Source organism: Actinomadura sp. 6N118, assembly GCF_044326415.1.
Classification (GTDB): domain Bacteria; phylum Actinomycetota; class Actinomycetes; order Streptosporangiales; family Streptosporangiaceae; genus Spirillospora.
Window position 1 is genome coordinate 117883 of the sequence record NZ_JBIRAZ010000001.1, and the last position, 24106, is coordinate 141988.

The 24106-nt window shown below is 69.7% G+C and carries 21 protein-coding genes; 3 read left to right on the plus strand and 18 right to left on the minus strand.

Annotated features, from left to right (window positions below):
* Window positions 1-15 precede the first annotated feature (15 nt).
* Window positions 16-1377 (plus strand): polysaccharide lyase family 1 protein, encoded by a 1362-nt coding sequence (locus ACH34W_RS00450; protein WP_395958610.1) that lies wholly within the window; start codon window positions 16-18, stop codon window positions 1375-1377.
* 48 nt (window positions 1378-1425) lie between these two features.
* Window positions 1426-2403, plus strand: coding sequence for an aldo/keto reductase (locus ACH34W_RS00455; protein WP_395958611.1), 978 nt, complete (start codon window positions 1426-1428; stop codon window positions 2401-2403).
* A gap of 21 nt (window positions 2404-2424) precedes the next feature.
* Here ACH34W_RS00455 and ACH34W_RS00460 read toward each other — a convergent pair whose 3' ends face one another.
* Genes ACH34W_RS00460 through ACH34W_RS00495 form a run of 8 tightly spaced genes read right to left on the minus strand, consistent with a single transcriptional unit; the run spans window position 2425 to window position 10212 of the window.
* Entirely contained in the window at window positions 2425-3438 is a 1014-nt protein-coding gene (locus tag ACH34W_RS00460) for a glycosyltransferase family 2 protein (RefSeq protein ID WP_395958612.1), read from the minus strand.
* Window positions 3435-4703 (minus strand): glycosyltransferase family 4 protein, encoded by a 1269-nt coding sequence (locus tag ACH34W_RS00465; RefSeq protein ID WP_395958613.1) that lies wholly within the window; start codon window positions 4701-4703, stop codon window positions 3435-3437. The genes ACH34W_RS00460 and ACH34W_RS00465 overlap by 4 nt, the downstream gene beginning before the upstream one ends.
* A 10-nt stretch (window positions 4704-4713) precedes the next feature.
* Window positions 4714-6039 (minus strand): lipopolysaccharide biosynthesis protein, encoded by a 1326-nt coding sequence (locus ACH34W_RS00470; protein WP_395958614.1) that lies wholly within the window; start codon window positions 6037-6039, stop codon window positions 4714-4716.
* Window positions 6027-6827 (minus strand): NTP transferase domain-containing protein, encoded by an 801-nt coding sequence (locus ACH34W_RS00475; RefSeq protein ID WP_395958615.1) that lies wholly within the window; start codon window positions 6825-6827, stop codon window positions 6027-6029. The genes ACH34W_RS00470 and ACH34W_RS00475 overlap by 13 nt, the downstream gene beginning before the upstream one ends.
* A complete protein-coding gene (locus tag ACH34W_RS00480; protein ID WP_395958616.1) occupies window positions 6824-7504 on the minus strand; it encodes an HAD family hydrolase in 681 nt (226 codons plus the stop codon). Before ACH34W_RS00480 ends, ACH34W_RS00475 begins: the two co-directional genes overlap by 4 nt.
* Window positions 7501-8763, minus strand: a complete 1263-nt coding sequence (locus tag ACH34W_RS00485; protein ID WP_395958617.1) for a 2-phospho-L-lactate transferase CofD family protein — start codon at window positions 8761-8763, stop codon at window positions 7501-7503. The genes ACH34W_RS00480 and ACH34W_RS00485 overlap by 4 nt, the downstream gene beginning before the upstream one ends.
* The gene (locus ACH34W_RS00490) at window positions 8760-9542 is read right to left on the minus strand and encodes a glycosyltransferase family 2 protein (RefSeq protein ID WP_395958618.1); all 783 of its coding nucleotides are present in this window, start codon (window positions 9540-9542) and stop codon (window positions 8760-8762) included. Before ACH34W_RS00490 ends, ACH34W_RS00485 begins: the two co-directional genes overlap by 4 nt.
* A complete protein-coding gene (locus tag ACH34W_RS00495) occupies window positions 9526-10212 on the minus strand; it encodes a hypothetical protein (RefSeq protein ID WP_395958619.1) in 687 nt (228 codons plus the stop codon). The genes ACH34W_RS00490 and ACH34W_RS00495 overlap by 17 nt, the downstream gene beginning before the upstream one ends.
* A 419-nt stretch (window positions 10213-10631) precedes the next feature.
* Between ACH34W_RS00495 and ACH34W_RS00500 the strand changes: the two genes are divergently transcribed.
* Window positions 10632-12050 carry an endo-1,4-beta-xylanase gene (locus tag ACH34W_RS00500; protein WP_395958620.1) on the plus strand — a complete coding sequence of 473 codons (1419 nt, stop codon included), beginning with the start codon at window positions 10632-10634 and terminating at the stop codon, window positions 12048-12050.
* A 99-nt stretch (window positions 12051-12149) separates the two neighbouring features.
* Here the strand turns inward: ACH34W_RS00500 and ACH34W_RS00505 are convergent, their stop codons facing one another.
* From ACH34W_RS00505 to ACH34W_RS00550, 10 genes are all read right to left on the minus strand, one after another.
* A complete protein-coding gene (locus ACH34W_RS00505; RefSeq protein ID WP_395958621.1) occupies window positions 12150-13169 on the minus strand; it encodes a LacI family DNA-binding transcriptional regulator in 1020 nt (339 codons plus the stop codon).
* Window positions 13170-13215: 46 nt separating this feature from the next.
* Window positions 13216-14643 (minus strand): GH1 family beta-glucosidase, encoded by a 1428-nt coding sequence (locus ACH34W_RS00510; protein ID WP_395958622.1) that lies wholly within the window; start codon window positions 14641-14643, stop codon window positions 13216-13218.
* Window positions 14640-15527, minus strand: coding sequence for a carbohydrate ABC transporter permease (locus ACH34W_RS00515; RefSeq protein ID WP_395958623.1), 888 nt, complete (start codon window positions 15525-15527; stop codon window positions 14640-14642). Before ACH34W_RS00515 ends, ACH34W_RS00510 begins: the two co-directional genes overlap by 4 nt.
* Window positions 15524-16507 (minus strand): carbohydrate ABC transporter permease, encoded by a 984-nt coding sequence (locus ACH34W_RS00520; RefSeq protein ID WP_395958624.1) that lies wholly within the window; start codon window positions 16505-16507, stop codon window positions 15524-15526. The genes ACH34W_RS00515 and ACH34W_RS00520 overlap by 4 nt, the downstream gene beginning before the upstream one ends.
* Window positions 16508-16669: 162 nt before the next feature.
* Window positions 16670-17971 (minus strand): extracellular solute-binding protein, encoded by a 1302-nt coding sequence (locus ACH34W_RS00525; protein ID WP_395958625.1) that lies wholly within the window; start codon window positions 17969-17971, stop codon window positions 16670-16672.
* A 137-nt stretch (window positions 17972-18108) separates the two neighbouring features.
* Window positions 18109-19134, minus strand: a complete 1026-nt coding sequence (locus ACH34W_RS00530; RefSeq protein WP_395958626.1) for a LacI family DNA-binding transcriptional regulator — start codon at window positions 19132-19134, stop codon at window positions 18109-18111.
* A gap of 54 nt (window positions 19135-19188) precedes the next feature.
* A complete protein-coding gene (locus ACH34W_RS00535; RefSeq protein ID WP_395958627.1) occupies window positions 19189-20847 on the minus strand; it encodes a glycoside hydrolase family 13 protein in 1659 nt (552 codons plus the stop codon).
* Between the two features lie 28 nt (window positions 20848-20875).
* Entirely contained in the window at window positions 20876-21739 is an 864-nt protein-coding gene (locus ACH34W_RS00540; protein ID WP_395958628.1) for a sugar ABC transporter permease, read from the minus strand.
* The gene (locus ACH34W_RS00545; protein WP_395958629.1) at window positions 21736-22698 is read right to left on the minus strand and encodes a carbohydrate ABC transporter permease; all 963 of its coding nucleotides are present in this window, start codon (window positions 22696-22698) and stop codon (window positions 21736-21738) included. The genes ACH34W_RS00540 and ACH34W_RS00545 overlap by 4 nt, the downstream gene beginning before the upstream one ends.
* Complete coding sequence (locus ACH34W_RS00550; protein ID WP_395958630.1) at window positions 22698-23978, minus strand: extracellular solute-binding protein; 1281 nt, start codon at window positions 23976-23978, stop codon at window positions 22698-22700. Before ACH34W_RS00550 ends, ACH34W_RS00545 begins: the two co-directional genes overlap by 1 nt.
* Between the last annotated feature and the right edge of the window lie 128 nt (window positions 23979-24106).

Consider the following 24106-nt stretch of genomic DNA (forward strand, 5'->3'; position numbering starts at 1 on the left):
CCCTGAGGAAACGTCATGCGCAAGAGATCGTGCTTGACCACGGCGCTGGCCGGGACGGCCGTCGCCCTCACCGCCGCACCTGCGGCGGCTCTCACCCCAGTAGCGCCTGCCACAGCATCGGCATCGGCATCGGCCTTCGCGCCGGTGTCGGGCTTCGCCGGACGGGACATCGGCCGCCAGACGCTTCCCGCCGGAGACGGCTGGGGCTCCTCCTCCACCGGGACCACCGGCGGGGCGGCGGCCACCAAGGAGAACGTCTTCGTCGTCCGTGACCGCAACGCCCTGGCCAGGGCGGTCGCCGGGAACACGCCCAAGATCGTGTACGTGAAGGGCGCGTTCGACGCCAACGTCGACGACACAGGCAAGCCGCTGACCTGCGCGGACTATGCCGTGGACGGCTACAGCCTGGATGCTTTCCTCAAGGCCTACGACCCCGCCACCTGGGGCAGGGCCGACCCCTCCGGGCCGCTGGAGGACGCCCGCGCCGCCTCGCAGGACAGGCAGGACGCCCGGGTGAAGATCAACGTGGGGTCCAACACCACGATCGTCGGGCTCGGCAGGGCGACGATCAAGGGCGCCAACCTCATGCTGAAGGGCGTCGACAACGTCATCATCCGCAACCTGGACCTGCGCGACGCCCACGACTGCTTCCCTGCGTGGGACCCGACCGACGGCGCCACCGGCGCCTGGAACTCCGAGTACGACGCCGTCACGCTCTCGGGCGCCACGCACGTCTGGCTCGACCACAACACCCTCAGCGACGCCGGCAACCCCGACAGCGCTCTGCCGAAGTACTTCGGAGAGCCCTACCAAGTGCACGACGGGCTTTTCGACGTCATCAACGCCTCCGACTTCGTGACCGCGTCCTGGAACCGTTTCCGTGACCACGACAAGACCTCGCTGATCGGCAACAGCGACTCCAAGACGACCGACGCCGGGCACCTGCGGGTGACGTTCCACCACAACGAGTTCAGGAACCTCGGCCAGCGGCTGCCCCGCGTCCGGTACGGCCAGGTGGACGTCTACAACAACCACTACGCGCAGACGACGGCGGACGGCTATTCCTACAGCCTCGGCGTCGGGGTCAAGTCCGCGATCGTCGCCGAGCACAACGCCTTCACGCTGCCGGCGACCATCAAGCCTGCCCAGGTCATCAAGTACTGGAAGGGCACCGCGATCCGTACCGGCGGCAACCTCGTCAACGGCAAGCCGGTGGACCTCCTGGCCGCCCACAACGAGGCGTACGACCCCGACCTGTCCGGCGACGTGGGCTGGACGCCGTCGCTCCGCACGACCGTGCACCGGCCGGAGTCGGTGCCGCGCCTGGTCGGAGCCTTCGCCGGGGCGGGCAGGCTCGGCTGGCACTCCTTCCGCTAACCCGATCCCCTGACGATCGGGACTGAGAACGACCAGTACGCTGCTGTCGTGGAACAGCGGATTCTGGGCAGGACCGGGCGCGAGGTCGGTGTAGTGGGCCTCGGCGCCTGGCAGCTCGGCGCCGACTGGGGCCAGGTGAGCGAACGCGACGCGGTCGCGACCCTGGCCTCGGCGGTCGAGGCCGGGGTGACGTTCATCGACACGGCGGACGTGTACGGGGACGGTCGCAGCGAGGAGATCGTCGGCCGGTTCGCCGCACGGAATCCGGGGCTGACGGTGGCCACCAAGATGGGCCGCCGCATGGAGCAGCTCCCCGAGAACTACGTCATGGCCAACTTCCGCGCCTGGAACGAGCGCTCCCGCACCAACCTGGGCATGGACACCCTTGATCTGGTCCAGCTGCACTGCCCGCCGACGCCCGTCTACTCCAGCGACGCCGTCTACGACGCCCTCGACACCCTGGTCGCCGAGCAGAAGATCGCCGCGTACGGCGTGAGCGTGGAGACCTGCGACCAGGCGTTGACCGCGATCGCCCGGCCGGGCGTCGCCACGGTCCAGATCATCCTCAACATGTTCCGGCTCAAGCCGCTGGAGCAGGTGCTGCCCGCCGCCCGCGCCGCCGGCGTCGGCATCATCGCGCGGGTGCCGCTGGCCAGCGGCCTGCTCTCGGGGCGATACGACGAGAACACGACCTTCGCCGCCGACGACCATCGCGCGTACAACCGGCGCGGGGAGGCCTTCGACGTGGGCGAGACCTTCTCCGGCGTTGACTTCGCCACCGGCCTGGAGGCGGTGCGCCGGCTGGTCCCGCTGGCACCCGAGGGGGCGACGACGGCCCAGTTCGCGCTGCGCTGGATCCTGGACCAGCCCGGTGTGAGCGTGGTGATCCCAGGCGCGCGCAACCCTGCCCAAGCGACGGCCAACGCGGCTGCCGCGGCGTTGCCGCCGCTCCCGGAGGCCACGCTGGACAAGGTCCGCGCCATCTACGATGAGCTGATCCGCCCCCAGGTGCACCACAACTGGTGACCACCTGCCGGGTGCGGCGGGTCAGCTCTCCGTAGAGACGGCGTCTGTGGCCGCCTTGGCCTTGCGGCCGGGCCGCACACGCAGGCAGCCGACGGCCAGACCGGTCACCAGGACCACGTGGACGGCGAAGTGGACGGCCATGAAGTAGCCGGTGAAGGCCGGTCCGCGGTGCCGGTGCACCAGCTTGAGCAGCGGCGGATCCACGAGCGCGAACACGACCAGCAGGGCGGCGGTCACCAGGAGCGCCGGCGGGTAGAGCAAGCCGACCGGCAGGGAGGCCATTGCCAGCGCGCAGGCGAGGATCCCGGCAGGACGGTTCGCGTGCACCCGTCTGCGGCCGGACCCGCCGGACCCGCCTGGCGCGGCGACCGCGAGCGGGATGAGGGGGAGGGCCCGCCGCCACTGCTCGGCGAGGATCGGCAGCAGCCGGTCCCCGTCGTCGTGGCGGCCCCGGACCGTGTCGGTGAGCACGATGCGGGTCCGTTCCACCAGGCGGTGGCCGTACTCGATGTCCTCGCAGTCGCGCAGGCTCTCGTCGAACCCCCCGGTCTCCCGGAACGTCGCGCGGCCGATCGCCGCGAGCGCGAAGACGACCCCGGTGACCTCGCCGGTCTGGCGGGTGCCCCAGTTGACGGCGTGCAAGATCCGGTACCACTCGACCGGGCCGTCGTCGATCAGCGGCTCGGGTTCGTAGATGCCCCATGCGCAGCCGCAGGCGGGGTCGCGTTCCAGGATCGCCAGGGCGTTCTCGACCGCGTCCGGCCGCAGCGTCACGTCGGAGTCGAGAAAGAAGAGGACATCCCCGAAGGTGTTGTCCACGCCCGTGTTGCGCGCGGCCGACACCCCGCGGTTCTCGGGAAGCCGGATCACACGGGCACCGAGCTCGGCCGCGATCGCGGCCGAGTCGTCGCCGCTGGCGTCGTCCACCACGACGATCTCGTCGGGACGGCGCGTCTGAGCCAGCACCGATTCCAGGCAGAGGCGCAACGTCCGGGCCGCGTCATGGCACGGGACGATCAGGGAGACGGTGGTCACAGATCCTCCTTCGGCGTGGGCGTTCCGGGCGTGCGCACCGCCGCCCGGTAGACCGCGAGCGTCTCGTCGGCCGCGCGGGACCAGCTCAGCCGCTCGCGGACGAGGCGTTCTCCCCGTTCGGCGAGCGCCCGGCGCAGCGCGGGGTCGGTCAGGACATCGATCACGCCGGCGGCGATGTCCCCGGGGTCGTCCGCGCGCACGAACTGCGCCCCGGGCGACGCCGGGTCGCCCAGGAAGATCTGGGAGAAACCGTCGCCAAGGATCGCCGGCCTGGCCATGGCCATGGCCTCGGTGGCCACCAGGCCGAACGGTTCGTAGAGGGAGGGGAAGACGCACGCGTCGGCCATCTCGTAGTACTCCAGCAGCTCCGAAGCCTCGACGAACTCGCCGGAGGCCAGGACGTGGTCGCCCAGTCCCGTGTCGGCCACGATCCGGCGGACACCCTCGATGTCCCCTTCGCCGACCACCACCAGGCGCAGTCCGGGGACGGCCCGGGCGATCTCCCGCATCGCCTCCAGCAGCTGGTAAATCCCTTTCTGCCGTTCGAGGCGGCCGACGAACAACAACACCGGAGCCCCCGCCGGGATCCCGAGCAGGGCACGCCGGTCGGCGGCGCGGGCCCGGAGCTTGTCCCGATCGAAGCCGGGGTCGGCGAGGACGGGTTCGAACGTGCCGCCCAGGCACACGACGTCGATCGACGTCCCGTCCCACCCGGCGGCGACCAGTTGCTCGCGCACTTCAGGTGTGGGGACCACGACGCGCCGCGCGATCCGGCCGAGCCACCGTTCCACGGCCGCGAACACGTTGAGCGGGTCGACGATGGTGCGGTGCGGGGCGACCCCGTACTCGGTGGTGTGAACGTGGTAGACGATCGGCAGCCGCAGCACATGGTGGCAGAGCAGCGCGGACAGGAAGTTCGTCGAGTCGTGGACCGCGACCAGGTCGGGCCGCTCGTCCCGGGTCGCCCGGCGCAGCCGCCGGAAATACCGCCAGTTGCTCATGACGACGTGAGCCGTCAGCAGCAGGAACTCGTGCCGCCGGGTGCGGTTGAGCCGACGGCCGCGCCCCGCCGCGGCGAGGAGGGTGCGGGGCCGGTGCACGGTGACGGTGCCGTCGCGTTCGTGCTCCGGCTGGTGCCCGTCGTTGAGAGTGAACACGGCCAGCCGGTGATGCCGGGCCAGGTACGGCGTGATCCTTTCGACGTAGCGGCCCAGACCGGTGCTGACGGCGGGCGGGTACTGGGTGACGATGTAGGCGATCCTCACTGTGCCGACCTCACTGTTCTGGCCTCACTGCGCTGTCTCCGATGCTCCGGCCGCCGGCCGCCGGCTGCGGATACGCGCGGCCGGCGGCGATGATCACTATGGTCACGAGAACGAGGTTGGTCAGGGCGAAGCCCACCAGCGCACCGATGAGCCCCCACCACGCGACGCAGGCCAGCTGGCATGCCAGGGTGACGGGCGTGCCGGCGACCAGGCACGCGATGAGGACCCTGGCTCCGCGCACGCCCCCCATCGACAGGGCGGCAGCGTAGACATGGAAGATCGCGTGCAGGCCGATCCCGGCCGCGGACAGCGCCAGCAACACCGGCGAGAACGGGTAGTGACCGCGGAGCAGGAAGAAGAAGACCAGGCCCGCCGCGAACGACACCAGCGCGGTGGCCGCACCGGCGGACGGCGCGATCCGCGCGAGGCGGCGGAACAGATCGGGCTTGTCCATCGTCGCCAGGGTGGGCATGAGGATCAGCCCGATCCCGTCGAAGAACACCACCCCGAGCAGCCGCCGCGGAAAGCCGCTGTAGACGGAGTACACGCCGACGTCGGTCCGGCTCGCCCAGTGGTTGAGGAAGATCACGTCGATCCCGAACAGCACGCCGGTGAACGCCGCGATGACGGTCACGTACGCGCCGTGCCGGTACAGCGAACGCGCCAGCGCCGATGACCACGCGCGCGGTGTGATCCCCAGGCCCGCCACCGCCACGGCGGCGAAGACGAGATTCGTGACGATCAGCCCGGCGAGGTAGCGGTCGGCGTCCCGGACCTCCAGCACGAGGAGGCAGAACACCGAGCCCGCCAGGTAGACCACGGCGACGACCAGCTTCAGGGTGGCCACGAACGCGTACCGCTTCAGCCCGCGCAGGAAACTCTCGGTCAGCTGATTCAGGGTCATGGACAGCGCCAGCGCGACAGCGAGACACACCGTCTGGGAGCCGACGCCGAGCGGTACGGCCAGCAGCGGCGCGAACGGCACGGTCAGCAGCAGGAGGCCGGTGCCCAGCACGAGCGTGGACAACAACGCCGTCGTCATCAGGGCCGGGTGCGCCGCCGGCTCGGACCGGGGCAGCTCCTGGAACATCACGTAATGCAGGCTCATCAGCATGCCGACGGTCACGATCAGGGCGATCGACACCACCACGGTGTACTGACCGAACTCCGCGGCGCCCGTCAACCCGGCGATCACGAGGGTCGTGGCCGCCGCGGTGCCGCTGGCCAGGGTGCTCAGCAGCGTCGGACCGGCCGCCCACCCGTGCCCGCCGAGTGCGCGCGCCGCCCGTTCCCGCAGGTCTCCGGCCGGGCGGCGGGCCACCGTCAGTCCGCGCACTGCTGGAACACCTGCCGGGCGAACTCCAGGTCGTCCCTGGTGTTGATGCCGCGCGCCTCGGTGGGATCGGCGACCGGGACCACCCGTGTCTCCCAGCCGTGGACCCCCACGAGGTACGGCAGGAAGGGCAAGAAGTTGATCTCACCGGTGACGGCGCCCGGTACCGCCTCAGCCAGGTAACGCTCCCATGACTGCCGTAGGCCGCCACTGCTCGTGCTGAGGCAGAAGACCCCCACGTCGCTGAGGCCGCCTGGCCGGCATCGATCTCCCTCGCGGGACATCCGCACCCGCCGCAACTCGCCGGACTCCAGGTCGTACTCGACGTACGGATCCGGCATGGGGACCAGGGGGACGGTGAGGACCGGCCGCGCGGAGACCTGAGAGTGAACGCGCACGACCTCGCCCACGGTGGCCGAGGACAGGTTCGCCTGGTCACCCCAGACCACCAGAATCCCGTCGTACGACTGCCAATGGCCGGCCGCGCCGAAGATGGCGTCGCCCATGCCGGTCGGCTGTTCCTGCACGCTCACCGATACGGTGCCGTGCTCGATCTCGCCCGTCTCCATGTCGATGTCCATGAGACGGCGGAACGGGATTTCCCCCTCTGGCGACACGATGACGTGGACATGGTCCACCCAGGGGCGCAGTCGCCGGTACAGGAGATGCCACACCGTGACACCACCGGCGATCTCCAGCATGACCTTCGGGACGGTGCCACCGAGCCGGGTGCCGTGCCCGGCCGCCGGGATCACGGCGCACAGGCTCTGCCGCGTCACAGCCCGCGTCACCGCCGTTCACCTCCTGAATCGAGGACTGGCGCATCGAGCAGGGCGACGAGGTCGTTCAGGTCGTCGAGCGGCACCGCCCCAGGGGCCGGGGACGCCGCGTGCACCTGAAGCGTCAGCAGCCCGGCGCCCACGGCGGACGCGACCCCCGCGGCGGAGTCCTCGACGGCGACGGCGTCGGCCGGGTCGGGGGCCCACCTGCGGCAGGCCTCCCGATAGCAGCCCGGGTCGGGTTTGCTCGCCGGGACGTCGTCGGCGGTGAGGACGCCACAGAAGAATCCGCCCAGGGCGGAGGCGGCCAGGACGCGCTCGACCGACCCGCGGCTGCCGCTGGTGACCAGGTAGGCCGTGCAGCCCCGCCCCGTCAGGCGGTTCAGCAGCCGCCGGGCCCCGGGAAGCACCCGCACGCGGCCCGCGTCGACGTGACCGCGATAGAGCTCCTGCTTGCGCCGGACGAGGTGTTCGGCCACCCCGGGGGCGGCGCCCAGCGCCGCGACCACGTCCACCGTGCTCGCGCCGGCGACGGCGTCGTACCGGAACGAGCCGAGCAGGGCGGGCGCCACCTCCGCGAGCGCGGCGTGAAAGGCCGCTCTGTGGACGGGTGCGGAGTCCACGAGCGTGCCGTCGAGATCGCAGAACCAGACGCGCCGCCCGGCGATCGCCGTGTCCCGCGCGCTCATCCGGCCGCCGCCAGCGCCACTTCGCCGGGCACGGCGGTGAGCCCCGCGAGCCCGGCGAGGACGGCCGCCACGCGGTGCCCGCAGTGCGTGCCCGGCCGCTCGGGGTCCTCCAGGTCGGTGATGATCCACGTCGCCCCGGCCCAGGTGCCGCCGCCGGCGAGTCCCGGTGGTGCTGCCGGGACGCCCGGCTGCGGGGTGCCGCCCCGGTGGCACAGGACATGGGTGATGGTTCCCCGCTCGTTGAGCGGGTCGCCGAGGTAGGACAGCGTGAGATCGACGAGCCCGGCGGCGCTCAGCCCCTGGACGTCGTGGTCTTCCCGGAGGTTGACGACGAACACCTTGGCCTCGGCCCGGCCGCCCGCGATCGCGTCCGCCACGCCGGGCGTGAGATAGCTGGGACACAGCGACGAGTGCGGGGTACCCGGGCCGTACACGATGAGGTCCGCCTCCCGGATCGCCTCCAGCGCCTCGGGGTTAGGCGAGACAGTAGCCGTGCGGTCCGCCAGGGCTCGCCGGATCCGCTCGGTCGGCCGTCCTTCCAGCTCGGCGCGGTCCCGCGCCGTCATCGGTTCCCGGAGCAGGAAGAGATCGGTGACGGCGCCGCCGTCCTGCGGCGCCACCAGGTCGGCCTCGTCGGCGAGCAGCCGCCCGTCCTCCTTGAGCGCGGCCAGGTAGGCGTTCTCACCGTTGGTCACGTTGAGGAGGCGGGCCGGCGACCGGAACGTCCGGACGCAGGCGCGCACCGCGGCGTTGAAGTCCCCGCCGGAACGCAGGTAGGAACCGGCGAAGACAAGATTGCCCAGCGCGCAGTCGCCGAGGTCGAGCCCGCCGGGATTCTGGTCGAGCCGGTGGCGGAAGGCCGACAGGTCGCGGACGATCGTCGCGCGGGCCCGCTTTGGCAGGGCCGCGAACGCCTCGAGGCCCCCGCGCCCGGGGGAGACCAGCGCGTCGACGAGACGGCGGAGATCACCGGCCGTGGTCCCGGACGGCAGGCGATGCTCCAGCACGGAGATGAGCGCGGCCTGCGGGGGGTCGCCGGCATTGAGGTGGAGCGCCAGGTTCTTGCGGAAGTCCGACGGCCCCAGCATCCCGGGCAGATAGCGGCGCAGCGCGCCCGTCGACAACCCGTTGTCGTATCCGTTGATCAGCAGGGACAATCCGGCACCCGGTGTGCGCAGCAGGCGCCGCACGATGTGTGCTCCGCCTCGGCCGCCGTTGAACATGGCGATGTCGAACCGGCCGGGACGGCGCGGGCTCATCGCTCTCCCTCCGTCCCGGCCGATGAGGCGCGCAGCACGCCCCGGCGGACCAGCCAGTGGTGATAGCCGAGGTACGCCACGACCAGGGCACGGTCGCGGGCCCCGCGCCAGAACCGCCACCCGCGGCTGCCGCCGCCGCGTTCCCGGTGCTCGATCGGGATCTCCACCCAGGGGTACCCGAGTTCCGTCACCCGGGCGGTGATCTCCGTCGAGCAGTTCATCCCGGCCGACTCCAGGCGCAGGGACCGGAACAACGGGCCGTGCACCACCTTGAACACCGAGTTGAAGTCGCGGTAGCGGGTGCGGTGCAGAAGGTTGCTCACCGCGCCGCTGGCGGCCGAGCCCCACCGGTAGGGGAGCCCGTCCGCCTTCCTGATCCGCGCCCCCGAGTAGGCCACCCCGCCCCCCGTCTGGATGCGCTCGATGAACCGGTCGAGGTTGGCGATTGGGAACTGGCCGTCGGAGTCCAGCAGCACCACCCAGTCCAGCCGGGTGTGCGCGATCGCCTCGGCGATGGCTGCGCCCGCGCCGCGGTTGCGGTCGAGGCCGACGACGATGAGATCCGGACAGGGCAGGGCGTCGAGGATGGCGCGCGTGGCGTCCGTGCTCCCGTCGTCGCACACGACGATCTCCCAGGCGCCGACCGCCGGATTCCGCTCCAGGTAGTCCCGCCACTCGGTCACCGCGGCCGCGATGTTCTCCGCCTCGTTGTAGGCGGGCGCGGCCACAGAGATTCCGATGGGCTCGGCGATCCCGATGGCCTCAGCGGTCGTCACCATGCGCCACCCCCGCGCCGAGCAGGCGGCCGATCCAGCGATCCAGGGGAAGCAGGTTGACCCCCACGATCACCGGAACGTGCGCCAGTGCGAACAGGATCGTCGCGCCGAACGAGATCGGCCCGCCGGTGAACAGGTTGATGTGCGGGGCGTCGATGACGTCGGGCCGGTCGACCGGGTTGATCGTGTACCACATGAGGTCGAGGAAGCCGGAGAACACGATGAGGATGCCGGTCGCCATGACCTTCAGGCAACGGCCGGGTGAGCCGCCGCCGAGGCGGTAGGCCGCCGCGACCGTGAGCACGAGACCCGGGTAGAGCAGCAGGTAGAGGTGGGTGTAGAAGTCGTCGGGCTGTTCCCGCCCGGTGTCGCCGTAGTAGAACCAGCTGACCCGCGGGATCAGGTAGCCGGTGAAGAAGATGAACGGCACGTACAGCAGCCAGTAGAGCCGACGCGACGCCCATGGGAAGAGGGCGATCGCGCAGCACAGGCAGGCGAACGCGATCAGCTTGACCGCCAGCTCCCATGCCGCGTCGATCTCCCTCCGATGGGACGTCCCCTGCCAGACGAACGCGGCACCGCCCACCCCCACGGCAAGGGCGATCCACCAGAGATGCGGAGCCCAGCGACGTGTCCCGTTCCGGACCACGTCATCGGTCGGCCCCTCCAGCATTAACCTCGACACCCCGTCCTCCACTTCGTCGGTTCAGCGACGTGGGAGCGCTCCCACAGCTATGGGAGCGCTCCCAAATAGACTGAAGAGGCCCCCCGATTCCTGTCAAGGCCGTGACCGCAACCGGTACGCGTGCTCGCTCGTACGACGACACTGAGAGGCGACGACACTGACGGTGGCCGCCCGCCCCAGGGGCCGCGGGGCGGGCGGCGGAACGCCCGGGTTCAGAGCGGATTCCCCAGGGATGGTTCCGTAGGGCAAGTCGCTCGGCGCCGCGGGAAGGTTGCCGGCGAAGATCGGTTTTTCTGGACCGCTGCGGGCCTTCACAGCGCAGGCGGGACGGGTTATCGTCGAGGCGATATGGGAGCGCTCCCATATCTGGGGCCGATTCGCATTTCCACACGCAGAAAGGCGTATCGATGCTCCCGCCCCACCCCTCGACGTTGCCATCCCGTCTCTTCAGGGTCCGTCTCTCCAGGCTCCTTCTCGCTCTCGTCTCCGGGTTCGCCGTGCTGGCGGCGCTCGCCGTCCCGCCCGCGCAGGCCGCGGAACCGACACTGGGTGAGCTCGCCGCAGCCAAGGGCCGGTACTTCGGTTCGGCCACCGACAACCCCGAGCTGACCGACGCCCCCTACGTCGCGATCCTGGGGAGCGAATTCAACTCGATCACACCCGGCAACTCGCTGAAGTGGGAGGCCACCGAACCACAGCGAGGGCAGTTCACCTTCGCCAAGGGCGACGAGGTCGTCGCACTGGCACAGCGGAACAACCAGTCGGTGCGCGGGCACACCCTCGTCTGGCACAGCCAGCTGCCGGACTGGGTGTCGAACGGCGGCTTCTCCGCCGCCGAGCTGCGCTCGATCCTGCGGAACCACGTCACCACCGTGGCCTCCCACTACAAGGGCAAGCTCGCGCACTGGGACGTGGTCAACGAGCCGTTCAACGAGGACGGCACATTCCGCGACTCGGTCTTCTACAGGACGCTCGGCGAGAGCTACATCGCCGACGCGCTGCGCGCCGCCCGCGCGGCCGACCCCGGCGCCAAGCTCTACATCAACGACTACAACACCGACGGGCTCGGGGCGAAGAGCGACGGCATGTACAACCTGGTGAAGTCGCTCAAGGCGCAGGGCGTTCCGATCGACGGCGTCGGATTCCAGGGACACTTGGCGCTGCAGTACGGCTTCCCCAACAGGATGCAGGAGAACCTGCAGCGCTTCGCCGATCTCGGCGTGGACGTGGCCATCACCGAGCTGGACATCCGCATGATCCTCCCGGCGGACGCCAGCAAGCTCGCCACCCAGGCCACCTGGTACTCCGACGTCACCAAGGCGTGCCTGGCGGTCTCCCGCTGCGTCGGGATCACGGTGTGGGACTACACCGACAAGTACTCGTGGATCCCGGGTGTCTTCCCCGGAGAGGGCGCCGCGCTCCCGTACGACGAGAACCTCAGGCCCAAGCCCGCCTATGCCGCGCTCCGTACGGCACTCGGCGGTAAGCCGGGCGGCGGTGACCCCACTTCCTGCAAGATCGCCTACAAGGTGGCCAGCCAGTGGAACACCGGCTTCACCGGCTCCGTCACCATCACCAACACCGGCTCCAGCGCTATCAACAGCTGGAACCTGAAATTCTCCTTCCCCGGCGACCAGAAGGTCACCCATGGCTGGAACGCGCGCTGGGCCCAGTCCGGCGCGACCGTGACGGCCACGAACGAGTCGTGGAACGGGACGCTCGCCGCCGGTGCCTCGACGACCATCGGCTTCAACGGCTCGTACACCGGCACCAACTCGGCGCCCGGCACCTTCTCTCTCAACGACCAGAGCTGCACCGCGGGCTGACGAGAACGACCCGCTGACCGAAATGATCCGCTGACGGGAACGACCCGCTGCCGCCGCCACGAGAGCGGTCGGCAGCGGGTCGCCTGGCGTTAGGCCGCCTCAGGCCGATGCGCGCAGGACCAGGTGCGTTTCCAGGATGACGACGGGATCGGTCACCCGTTCGCCTCGGATGCGGGCGATGAGGAGCCGGGCCATTTCCCTGCCCATGTTCTCGACCGACTGGTGCACCGTGGTCAGCGGCGGGTCGGCGAGCGGCGCCCGGGCGGAGTCCTCGAACCCGATGACCGCGACGTCGTCCGGGATCCGCAGGCCCGCCTTCTGGAGCACCTGCATGGCGCCCAGTGCCATCGGGTCGTCGGCGGCGAAGACGGCGTCCATGTCGGGCGCCTGGTCCAGCAACTCCGCCGCGGCCGTGACCCCGCTGCTCTCACTGAAGTCGCCGTAGGCGACCAGTTCGGGCATGCCCGCCGCCGCGAGCGCGTCGCGGTAGCCGGCGAGCCGGTCGACGCCCACCCCCATGTCCTGCGGACCGGCGATGGCCGCTATCCGGCGGCGTCCCTTTTCGAGGAGGTACTCGGTGGCGAGACGCGCACCCTTGCGGTTGTCGACGTCCACATAACTCACCGGGGACAACCCCGGTGGGCAGCCGCCGAGCACCGTCGGCACGCCGCTGGCCTCCAGCTTCGCGGGCAGCGGGTCGTCGCCGTGCAGCGAGGTCAGCAGGACCCCGTCCACGTGCTGCCCGGTCAGGTAGTGCTCCAGGCGGGCGTACTCGTCGGGTGACTGGGCCAGCGCGAGCAGCAACTGCAGCCCGGTGGCGTTCAGCTCCGAACTGATGCCGCGGATGATGCCGGCGAAGTACGGCTCGTCGAACAGCCGCTGCTCCGACTCGGCCACCACGAGCGCCACGGTGTCGGTGCGCCGGGTCACCAGGGTGCGGGCGGCCCGGTTCGGCACGTAGCCGAGCTCGTCGATCGCCTGCAGCACGGCCTCGCGTGCCTGCGCGCTCACCCGCGGCGAACCGTTGATGACCCGCGAGACCGTGCCCCGGCCGACGCCCGCCCGGGCCGCCACTTCCTCCAGGGTGGGGCGCGCCTGCTGCGCGCGCCGCACCGTCATCGGCCCCTCATCGTGTCGTTCCGGCCCCTTCATCGGGCGCGGCCTGTCAACGGTGATCCGGCAATCCGCCCTGCCGGATCACTGCCGCGTACCAGCGCGCGCTGTCCTTGGGCACCCGGCGCTGAGTGGCGTAGTCGACGTGGACCAGGCCGAACCGCTTCGAGTACCCCCATGCCCATTCGAAATTATCCAGCAATGACCACGTGAAATAGCCCTGAAGCGGAACGCCTTCGGCGATGGCGGAGTGGCAGGCACGCAGATGGGCGTCCAGGTAGGCGATCCGTTCACCGTCGTTGACGGTGCCGTCGGTGAGGGACTCGTCGTAACCGGCGCCGTTCTCGGTGATGTAGAGCGAGACGGCCGGGTACTCGCGGTGGAGCCGGGTCAGGACCTCGTGGAGGCCGCTCTCGTCGATCTCCCAGCCCATGCCGGTGACCGGCCGCCCGCCGTCCACGAACCGCACGCCGTCGCTGCCCACCCAGGGGGAGTGGGAGGAGAACGGCGACGACACCGCCTGTGTCGCGTCGCCCGGGGTGCCGCTCACGGTGAAGCGCGAGTAGTAGTTGATCCCGAGCTGGTCGATCGGCTGGTTGATCGTGGCCAGGTCGCCTTCCTTGATGGCGGCGTCGAAGTCGAGCCCCTCCAGGTCGGTCAGCACGTCCGCCGGGTAGGCGCCGCGCAGGAGCGGGTCGAGGAAGAAGCGGTTCTGCATCCCGTCGATGCGGCGGGCCGCGTCCAGGTCGGCCTCCGCCTGGCTGGCCGGCGAGATCGCGTACAGGTTGACGGCGGCGCCGAACCGGTTGTCCGGATGGCGGGCGCGCATGGACTCCACCGCCAGCCCATGACCGAGCATCAGGTGGTGGGCGGCGCGCAGGGACGCGGCCGGCTCCCGCCGCCCGGGCGCGTGCTCGCCGGACGCGTACCCGAGGAACGCGGCGCACCACGGCTCGTTGATGGTCATCCACTGCCGCACCCGGTCACCGAGGGCGGCCCCGACCTGCCCGGCGTAGTCGGCGAACCGGTAGGCGGTCTCGCGTTCGGGCCAGCCTCCCGCGTCCTCGAGCTGTTGCGGCAGATCCCAGTGGTAGAGCGTGGGCCAGGGCTCGATCCCCGCCTCCAGGAGCTCGTCCACCAGCCGCTGGTAGAAGTCGATGCCGGCCTGGTTCAGCTTGCCCGCGCCGGACGGCTGGACCCGCGGCCACGAGATCGAGAACCGGTAGGCGGTGAGGCCCAGATCGGCCATGAGCGCCACGTCGTCGCGGAACCGGTGATAGTGGTCGACGGCCACATCGCCGTTCTCGCCGTTCAGGACCTTGCCGGGCGTGCGGCAGAAGGTGTCCCAGATCGACGGGCCGCGGCCGTCCTCGGCGGCGGCGCCCTCGATCTGGTAGGCCGCGGTGGCGGCTCCCCAGCGGAAGCCCGCGGGGAAAGCGGCGACCGGCGACGCGCTGTTGCTGTGCTGTACGGAGGTCACGCCTTGATCGCACCTTCCATGATTCCGCCGATGATCTGGCGGCCGAACACGACGAACACGACGAGGAGCGGGAGGATGGCGATGGTCGTCCCGGCGAACATCAGCGTGTAGTCCTTGAAATACGCGTTGGCCAAGTTGTTGATGGACAACTGCACGGTGGGGTTGTCGGGGGTCAGCACCGCCAACGGCCACATGAACTCGTTCCAGGTCTGCATGAACGTGAACAGCCCGAGCACGCCCGCCGCGGGCCGCAGCGCGGGCAGGACGACCCGCCAGTAGATGCCGAACGTCGTGCAGCCGTCGACGCGGGCCGCCTCGATCAGCTCGTCGGGCACCGCCTGGTCGGCGTACTGCCGCATCATGAACACGCCGAACCCGGTGACCAGGAACGGCACGATGACCGCCTGCAGCTGGTTCTGCCAGCCCAGCTCCACCATGATCATGTAGAGCGGGACGATGCCCATCTGCACCGGGATCATCATCGTGGCGATGATCGTCAGCAGCAGCCCGTTCTTGCCGCGGAAACGCAGCTTGGCGAACGCGAACCCGGCGAGCGAGGCGAAGAACACCGTCGAGATCGTCACCGCGCCGGACGCGATGAACGAGTTGATCAGGCCCTTGGCGAAGTAGACGTCCTCGGTGCCGAACAGGCGGCTCACGTTGTCGCCCAGCTTCCCGCCCGGCAGGACCGGAGGGGGCACGTCCGAGACGACGTCGTTCGTGCGCGTCGCCACGACGATCATCCAGTAGATCGGGAAGATGGACAGCGCCAGCGCCGCGATCAGCGTGAGGTAGGTGAGCGGGCTGGCGTCCCAGAGGGTGCGCAGCCGACGCGCCGGGGTCCGCCCGGACCGGCCGCGCATGGGGAGCGTGCGCGTGGTCATTTGGTCCCTCCGGTGCGCCGCACGAACACGAAGTTGATCAGGGAGAAGACGATGATGAGGAGGAAGAGCGCCCAGGCGACGGTGGCGCCGTAGCCGTACCGGTCATGGCCGAACGCGTTGTCGAACATGTACATCGTCACGGTCTGGAACTGGTGGACCGGGCCGCCGTCCATACGGTTGGGGGTGCCGACGCTGAACAACACCGGCTCGGTGAACAACTGCAGCCCGCCGATGGTGGAGATGATCACCGTGAAGATGATCGTCGGACGCAGCATCGGCACGGTGATCTGCCAGAACTGCCGGATCCGGGAGGCCCCGTCGATCGCCGCCGCCTCGTACAGGTCCTTGGGGATCGCCTGCATGGCGGCCAGGTAGATGAGCGCGTTGTAGCCGATCCAGCGCCAGTTGACCATCGCCGAGATCGCCACCCACGACCAGCCGCGGCTCGCCTGCCAGTCGATCGCGCCGATGCCGACCAGGTCCAGGCCCCAGTTGACGAACCCGTAGTCACGGTCGAAGAGCTGGGTGAACACGATCGCGACGGCGGCGGTCGAGGTGATGAGCGGCGCGACCATGCCGATGCGGAACAGCGTGGGCGACCGCATCCGCCGGTTGAGCGCGTTCGCGACGAAGAGCGCCAGCAGCAGCTGCGGAACGGTCGCCAGGAAGAAGATGCCGACCGTGTTGACCACGGCGTGCCAGAAGTCCTCGTCACCGAGGAGATAGCTGTAGTTGTCCAGGCCGACCCACTTGCGCGTCCCGGAGGCGAGCCCCCAGTCGTGCAGGGAGACCCAGAGCGTGTAGATGAGGGGGAACGCACCGAAGACCAGGAAGACCAGGTAGAACGGCGAGATGAAGAGATAGGGGGAGGCCTTCAGGTCGAACCGGGCCAGCCGGGACCGCCATGTCCGGCGGGGGTCCTGCGGCTCGGCGGCCTTCGGCGGGCCGCCGTTCCGAGTGGTGCGAAGGTCCACGCTCATACGCCCTCCTTTCGACGTGTTGGGGGCTGGACGGGTGGGGGCGGCGGTGGTGCTGGATCGTCCTGCTCGATCACGGCACCACCGCCGCGGCTTGGGATGGCCTGGCAGATTTGCCCGGCTGATCAGCCTGACTGTTTCGCCTGGCTGATTTGCCCGGTGGGACTACCTGGCGGCCTTCTTGGCGGCCTCGACCGCCTTGGCCCAGGCCTCCTCGGGCTTGACCTTGCCCTGGCCGACAGCGATCAGGACGTTCTCGACCGCCGACCGCACGTCCTCGTTCTTCGGGCCGAGGTAGACGGGCTTCACCTGGGCGGCCATGTCGCCGAAGATCTTGCCGACCGGGGCCTCACTGAAGTAGGCGCTCTTGCTGCCGGACACCGTCGGGTCCTGGGCCGCCTGCGGCGACGAGGGGAAGACGTTCTTGTCCTTGTAGGCGGCCGCCTGCCCCTGCGGGTTGGTCAGGAACTTGGCGAGGTCGGCTGCCTCCTTGGGGTGCTTGGTCTGCTTGGGCACCGCCAGGTGCGAGCCGCCCCAGTAGCCGCCGCCGCCCGGCACCGCCGCGACGTCCCACTTGCCCTTGCCGAAGCCCGCGGAGAACTCCTCGATGCCGCCGAGCATCCAGGACGGGCACGGGATCGTGGCGAACGTGTCGCGCTTGAGCGCGGTCTGCCACGGCGGCGTGAAGATCGACAAGTCCGAGGTCATCTTCGCCTGCTCGAACTTCAGTGCCGTGTCGAACGCGGTCTTGATGGCCGGGTTGGTGTCGAAGACCAGGTTGTTGCTCTTGTCGAAGAAGCTGTAGCCCGGTCCGGCACCGGAGTTCTGCAGCACGGTCGTACGGAAGATCGCGGTGGGTCCGTCCAGCCACTTGCTCCCGGACACCTTGCCCGTGAACTTCTGCCCGGTCTGGAAGTAGGCGTCCCAGGTCGGCCAGAGCTTGGAGACCGCGTCACGCTCGGTCGGGAGATTCGCCTTCTTGAACAGGTCCTTCCGGTAGCACATGCCGAGCGGCCCGATGTCGGTGCCGAGGCCGATGAGGTGCTGGCCGTCCGGGCTGAGGCCCATCTGCCACTTCCAGGGCAGGAAATTGTTCTGCAACGACTTGGCGCCGTGGTCGAAGAGGTTGACGAACTTGTTCTTCTGCTGCATGTAGAGCGGCAGGATGCCCTCTTCGAGCGCGACGATGTCGCCGGCACCGCTGTTGGTCGCGATCCACTGCTGGATACGCGGCTTGTAGTTGTCGAGCGTGTCGACCTTGCGCTGCTTGATCTTGACGTTCGGGTGTGCCGCCTCGTACTGCTTGTAGAGCTGGTCGTAACCGAACTCACCGAAAACGTCGACGGTCAGCTCGATGTTGCCGCCCGCCTTGCCACCGCCGTCGTCGTCGCCACCGCAGCCGGCCGCCGCCACGGTCAGCAGCCCGGCCAGTACGGTGGCGATCCCTGTTGTCAGCCCGCGTCTCATTTCCCCGGACCCCTCTCGCCTCGATCACTTGTGGGAGCGCTCCCACGAAGGAAAGACCGTGAGCCATGTCACTGTCAAGTTGTCGCAACGCAACCGTTACTTACCGGTGGGGGCCCACCGCGGATCGAGCGGACGGGTCAGCGTGCGGCGGCGGCCACGGGCGCGGGCGCGGTGGAACGGCGAACGACGAGCTCAGGCCGGTGGAGCAGTTCGGCGCGCGGTGCCCGGGTGCCCCCGATCTCCTCCAGCAGATTGGCCACCGCGGCCAGTCCCATTTCGCGGACCGGTTGGCGGACAGTGGTCAGCGGCGGATCGAGGAAGGCGGTCATCGGTGAGTCGTCGAAGCCGACGACCGAGACGTCCTCGGGCACCCGCAACCCACGCTGCCGCACGCCCCGGATCGCGCCGATGGCGATGATGTCGCTGCCGCAGCAGATCGCGGTGGCGCCGCGGTCGAGGAGCTCCTGCGCCGCGGCCTGGCCGCCCTCCACGGTGAACAGCGTGTTGACGATGAGGTCGTCCACCTCGGTGGTGTTGAGCTGCTCCTGCATGCCGCGGCGGAATCCCTCGGTCTTGCGGATCGACGGCACGAACCGTGACTGGCCGGCCGCCAGGCCGATGCGGCGGTGCCCCAGCGCGGCAAGGTGCGCGACGGCCATCTCCAGCGAGACGGTGTCGTCGTTGGAGATGAACGGACCGGGGATGTCGGGGCGGAACCCGTTGATCAGGACGATCGGCAGGCCGCGGTCGATCAGGCGGGTGTAGCGCGACGGGTCGGACTGGGAGTCGGCGTGCTCGCCGTTGACGAAGATGATGCCCGCGACGCCCCGTTCGAGCAGCAGCTCGGTGTAGTCGTCCTCGCGGATGCCGCCGGGCGTCATCGTGCACAACACCGCCGCGTAGCCCGACAACGCCAGCGCGTTCTCGATGATCTGTGCGAACGCCGGGAAGATCGGATTGCTGAGCTCGGGCACGATCAGGCCGATCAGCCCGGCCCGCTGCGAACGCAGCCGGGCCGGGCGCTCGTAGCCCAGGACATCGAGCGCGGTGAGCACCGCCTGCCGGGTCCCCGCGGCCACGCCCGGCTTGCCGTTGAGCACCCGGCTCACGGTCGCCTCGCTGACCCCCGCGTGGGCCGCGATATCGGCCAGGCGCATTGTCATGGGCATTAACCTACCTTTCCCGTTAGCTGTCGCCCGGTCGCTGACCGGGCACTTTTACTGACCGGATAGGGCCTCGCACCAGACGGCCGTGTCGGGCGGCAGGACGAGGCGGTCACCGTCCGGCCGGATGGGCGCGCTCGCCAGCAGCGGCCGGCCGTACGCGGGCACGCGCACCGTGTCCTTGCCGAGGTTGACCGCGCAGACCAGCCGCCGTCCGCCTGTGCCGTCCTCATCCGTGGCCGTGCCGCGTTCGAAGACGCGTTCGAAGACCAGCGCGCCGTCAGGAGCGGGGAGCCAGCGCAGCGTCCCGTCACCGAGCGCGGGGTGCTCCCGCCTGATCCGCAGCGCCGCCCGGTAGAGCGCGAGCATCGACTCCGGGTCGGCCGCCTGCCGTTCCACCGTGAGGTCACGCCAGCGTTCGGGCATGGGCAGCCAGCTGGATCCCGGCCCGAAGCCGAACGGCGGTGCGTCGCCCGACCACGGGATCGGCACCCGGCACCCGTCGCGTCCCGACTCGGGATCGCGGCCGCGCTGCGGGTCCTGGAGGTACTCCTCGGGCAGGTCGAGTACCTCGGCGAGCCCCAGTTCCTCGCCCTGGTAGACGTACGCCGAACCGGGCAGCGCCAGCATCAGCAGCGCGGCGGCGCGGGCCCGCCGGACACCGACCTCGCCGTCGCCGTACCGGGTGACGTGCCGCTTGACGTCGTGGTTGGACAACACCCAGGTGGTGGGGGCACCGACTCGTTCGACCGTGCGCAGCGACTCCTCGATGACCGAGCGCTTGTCGCGGGCGTTCCAGTCGGCGGTCAGGTAGTGGAAGTTGAACGCCTGGTGCAGCTCATCCGGTCGTACGTAGTCGGCCAGGCGTTCCTGCGTCGGCGCCCAGGCCTCCGCCACGCCGATCCGTTCGCCCTCGTAGGAGTCCAGCAGCCGCCGCCACCCGCGGTGGATGTCGTGCACGCCGTCCTGGTCGAAGTACGGCAGCACGGCCCGGCCCAGCATGGAGATCTGGTCGGCGTAGCCCAGGTCGGGCAGGCCCGGCGCCTTCACCATGCCGTGCGCGACGTCGATCCGGAAGCCGTCCACGCCCAGGTCGAGCCAGAACCGCAGCACGTCCTCGAACTCGCGGTGGATCTCGGGGTTCTCCCAGTTGAGGTCGGGCTGCTCGGGGGCGAAGAGATGCAGGTACCACTGCCCGTCGGGCACCCGGGTCCAGGCGGGTCCGCCGAAGACCGACTCCCAGTCGTTGGGCGGTTCGGCGCCGTCCGGCCCGCGCCCGTCGCGGAAGACGTAGCGTGCCCGTTCCGGCCCGCCCGGCGCCGCCTCCAGCGCCTCCTGGAACCAGGCGTGCATGTCGGAGCTGTGGTTGGGCACCACGTCCACGATGATCCGCAGGCCGTGCTCGTGCACGTCGCGGACCAGTGTCCGCGCGTCGTCCAGCGAGCCGAAGATCGGATCCACGTCCCGGTAGTCGGCGACGTCGTAGCCGAAGTCGGCCATCGGCGAGGTGTAGAACGGGGTGACCCAGAGCGCGTCCACTCCGAGCTCGGCGAGATAGGGCAGCCTGCTGCGGATGCCCGCCAGGTCGCCGATGCCGTCGCCGTCGGAGTCGGCGAAGCTGCGGACGTAGACCTGGTAGATCACCGCGTCCCGCCACCACCGGGTGCCGGTGGCGGCCATGGTGGCGGACACGGTCGTGCTGTTGTGTGACATCGGGTCCTTTCAGGACTTGGAGCGCCGGTCAGGACTTGGAGGCGCCTGCGGTCAGGCCGGTCACCAGGTGCCGCTGAACGGCGAGGAAGACCGCGCCGGCCGGGATCGTGATGAGGACCGCCGCCGCGGTCAGCCAGCCCCACTCGGCGCGGGTCTGGCTCACGAACTGCTGCAGGCCGGGCGCGAGCGTGTAGTGGTCGTCGCCGGTCATGAACGCCGTCGCGTAGGCGACCTCGCCCCAGGCGGTGATGAACGAGTAGAACGCGGCGACGGCCAGGCCCGGCTTGGCCAGCGGCAGGATCAGCCGGAAGAACGCGCCGAACGGGGTCAGCCCGTCGATCTGACCAGCCTGGTCGATCTCCGTGGGGATCGTGTCGAAGTAGCCTTTCATCATCCAGGCGCTGAACGGTACCGCCACGGTCAGATAGGCGATGACCAGGCCCGGATACTGGTTGATCAGGCCGAGCCGGCCCAGCAGGTTGTACAGCGGCACGATCAGCACGGCGACCGGGAACATCTGGGTGACCAGCAGCAACCACAGGATCGTGCGGAGCCCGGCGAACCGGAACCGGCTGATCGCGTACCCGGTGGACGCCGCGATCAGTACCCCGATCACCATCGTCATGCCCGCCACCAGCACCGAGTTGAGCAGCCAGCGCGGGAAGGAGGTCTCGGTCAGCACGTAGCGGTAGTTGTCCAGCGTCGGCTGGTCGAAGAACCGCACGTCGCTGGAGATCCAGGCGTCCTTGGGCTTGAACGAGGTCAGCACCAGCCACGCCAGCGGGATCAGCGAGATCGCACTGGCCGTGAGCAGCGCGGCGTGCAGCCCGATGGAGGCGACCACGCTGCGCTTCTTCGCGTGACGCGGCTTTTTCTCGTCGTGGGCGCTCATCCCCAGACCTCCCCGTGCTTGCGCAGTGAACGGCGGTACGCCCACGCCATGACGACCAGCAGGGCGAGGATCACCAGCCCGTTGGCGGCGGCGCCGCTGTAGTCCCGGATCCCGGTGAAGGCGTCCCGGTAGGCGGCCGTCACCAGGATCTCGGTGGCGCTGTCGGGACCGCCCCGGGTGAGCAGGAAGATCACCGGGAACTGGTTGAACGTCCAGATCGTGCCGATGAGGATCACGGTCTGGCTGACCGGCCGCAACATCGGCAACGTGATGTTGCGGAACTGCTGCCACGCCGACGCGCCGTCCACGCGGGCCGCCTCGTACAGCTCGCCCGGGATCGACTGCAGCCCGCCCAGCAGCGCCACCATGTTGAACGCCACGCCGAGCCACACGTTCACCGTGATGACCGAGATCTTGGCCATCGTCGGGTCGTCCAGCCAGCTCACCGCGGGCAGCCCGGCGGACCGCAGCACGCCGTTGGCGAGGCCGAAGTCGTGGTTGAGCAGGTAGCGCCAGATGAACGTGGACACGAACGCCGGCGCGGCCCACGGCAACACCAGGAGCATCCGGTAGACGCCGCGGAACCGCACCCGCCGGTTGAGCAACATCGCCAGCCCGAGCCCGATGCTCACGTGCAGGAAGACGCAGGCGATGGTCCACAGCGCGGTCCAGCCCAGCCGGAGCCAGAACGTGTCGTCCTGCATGATCTGCAGGTAGTTGTCCAGGCCGACGAACGAGTAGGTGGCCGGGATCTCGTTCATCCCGATCGTCCGGCCCACGTTCGCCTCGTTCGCGTCGGTCAGCGACAGGTAGACGCCGCGGACCAGGGGGTACCCGACGAGTACCCCCATGACGATGGCCACCGGGGCCACCATGGTCCACGCGTGCCAGTGCGCCGAGGTCCAGCGCTTCCTGGTCCAGCGTTTCCCGGTCCAGCGCTTCCCTGTGAAGGGACGCATCAGCCCCAGCCCTTGAGGAGCCCGCGGTACTTGCCGTCCACCGTGTTGGCGGCGCCCGCGGCGTCGGTGTTGCCGCTCACCATGCCCTGGTAGGCCTGCACGAGGGGCTCGAACAGCTGGCCGCCCTCGGGGATCCACGCCCGCGGCACGGCGGTGTCGACGATGGGCTTCCAGGTGTTGACCAGCTCGCTGTTCTTGACCTCCGGCACGGCGTAGGCGGACGTGCGCGTCGGCAGTAGCCCCAGCTTGGCGGCGATCTTCGCCTGGCTCTCGGTGGAGGCCATGAAGCGCACGAAGGCGTACGAGGCGTCCAGGCTCTTGGAGCCGGCGTAGACGGTGTAGTCATGCCCGCCGGTCGGCGCCGCGGCCTTCGCCGAACCCGCAGGTACCGGCGCCACGCCGAGGTTGGCCTTGTCCTTGAACGCCGAGCCCTTGAGCGCGTCGGTGGCCGACCACGGGCCGTTGTAGATCATCGCGGTCCTGCCCTCCTTGAGGGCGGTGATGGCCGCGGTGTAGCTGTCGGTGATGGCGGGCTTGGGTGCGGCGCCCGACGTCATCAGGTCCTCCACGACCTTGAGCCCGGCCACGCTCTGCGGCGAGTTGACCGTGATCTTCTTGGCGGCCGCGTCCACCAGGTCGCCGCCCTCGCCGTAGATGAACGGCAGCAGGAAGTAGGCGTCCACGTTCAGCGTCAGCCCGGTCTTGCCCGTCTTGGACTTGACGTCCAGCGCGGCCTGCTTGAGCTCGGCGACGGTCTTGGGCGGGGTGTCGTGCCCGGCCTTCTTGAGCAGGTCCTTGTTGTAGAGCAGGCCGAGCGAGTCGGTCACCTGCGGCACGCCCCACGTCTTGCCGTTGTACTTCACGCTCCCCGCCGAGGAGGCCAGGAAATCGCCGGGCTTGTCGAGCGCGTACGTCCCGTCCAGCGGCGCGAGATACCCCAGCGAGGCGAACTCGGTCATCCAGCCGACATCGGTGCGCAGCACGTCGGGCGCGCCCGACCCGCTCTGCGCGGCGGTCTTGAATTTGTTCTGGGCCTCGCCGAACGGGACGTTGACGTAGTTGACCGTGACCTTCGGGTGCTTGGTCTTGAACTCGGCGATGAGCTCCTTGAACGCGGGGCCCTCCACCGCCGCGTCCGAGGTGTCCCAGTAGGTCACCGTGCCGCTGACGGTCGCCGGGTCGATGGACTTGCCGGACTGGGGCTTGTCGCCACCGCCGCCGCACGCGGCAAGAGCGAACGCAAGGCAGGCGGCAATGCCTGCCAGGGGGGTGCGCCGCATCATTCCTCCTTGTCAAGGGGCCGGTGACCGACCCGTCGGGTGGAGGGAACGTAGCAACGCCTTGCAAGACGGTAAATCCCTTGCAGAAACTTTCAGAAAGATCGTGCCCATTCTGTTATCAAGATCAC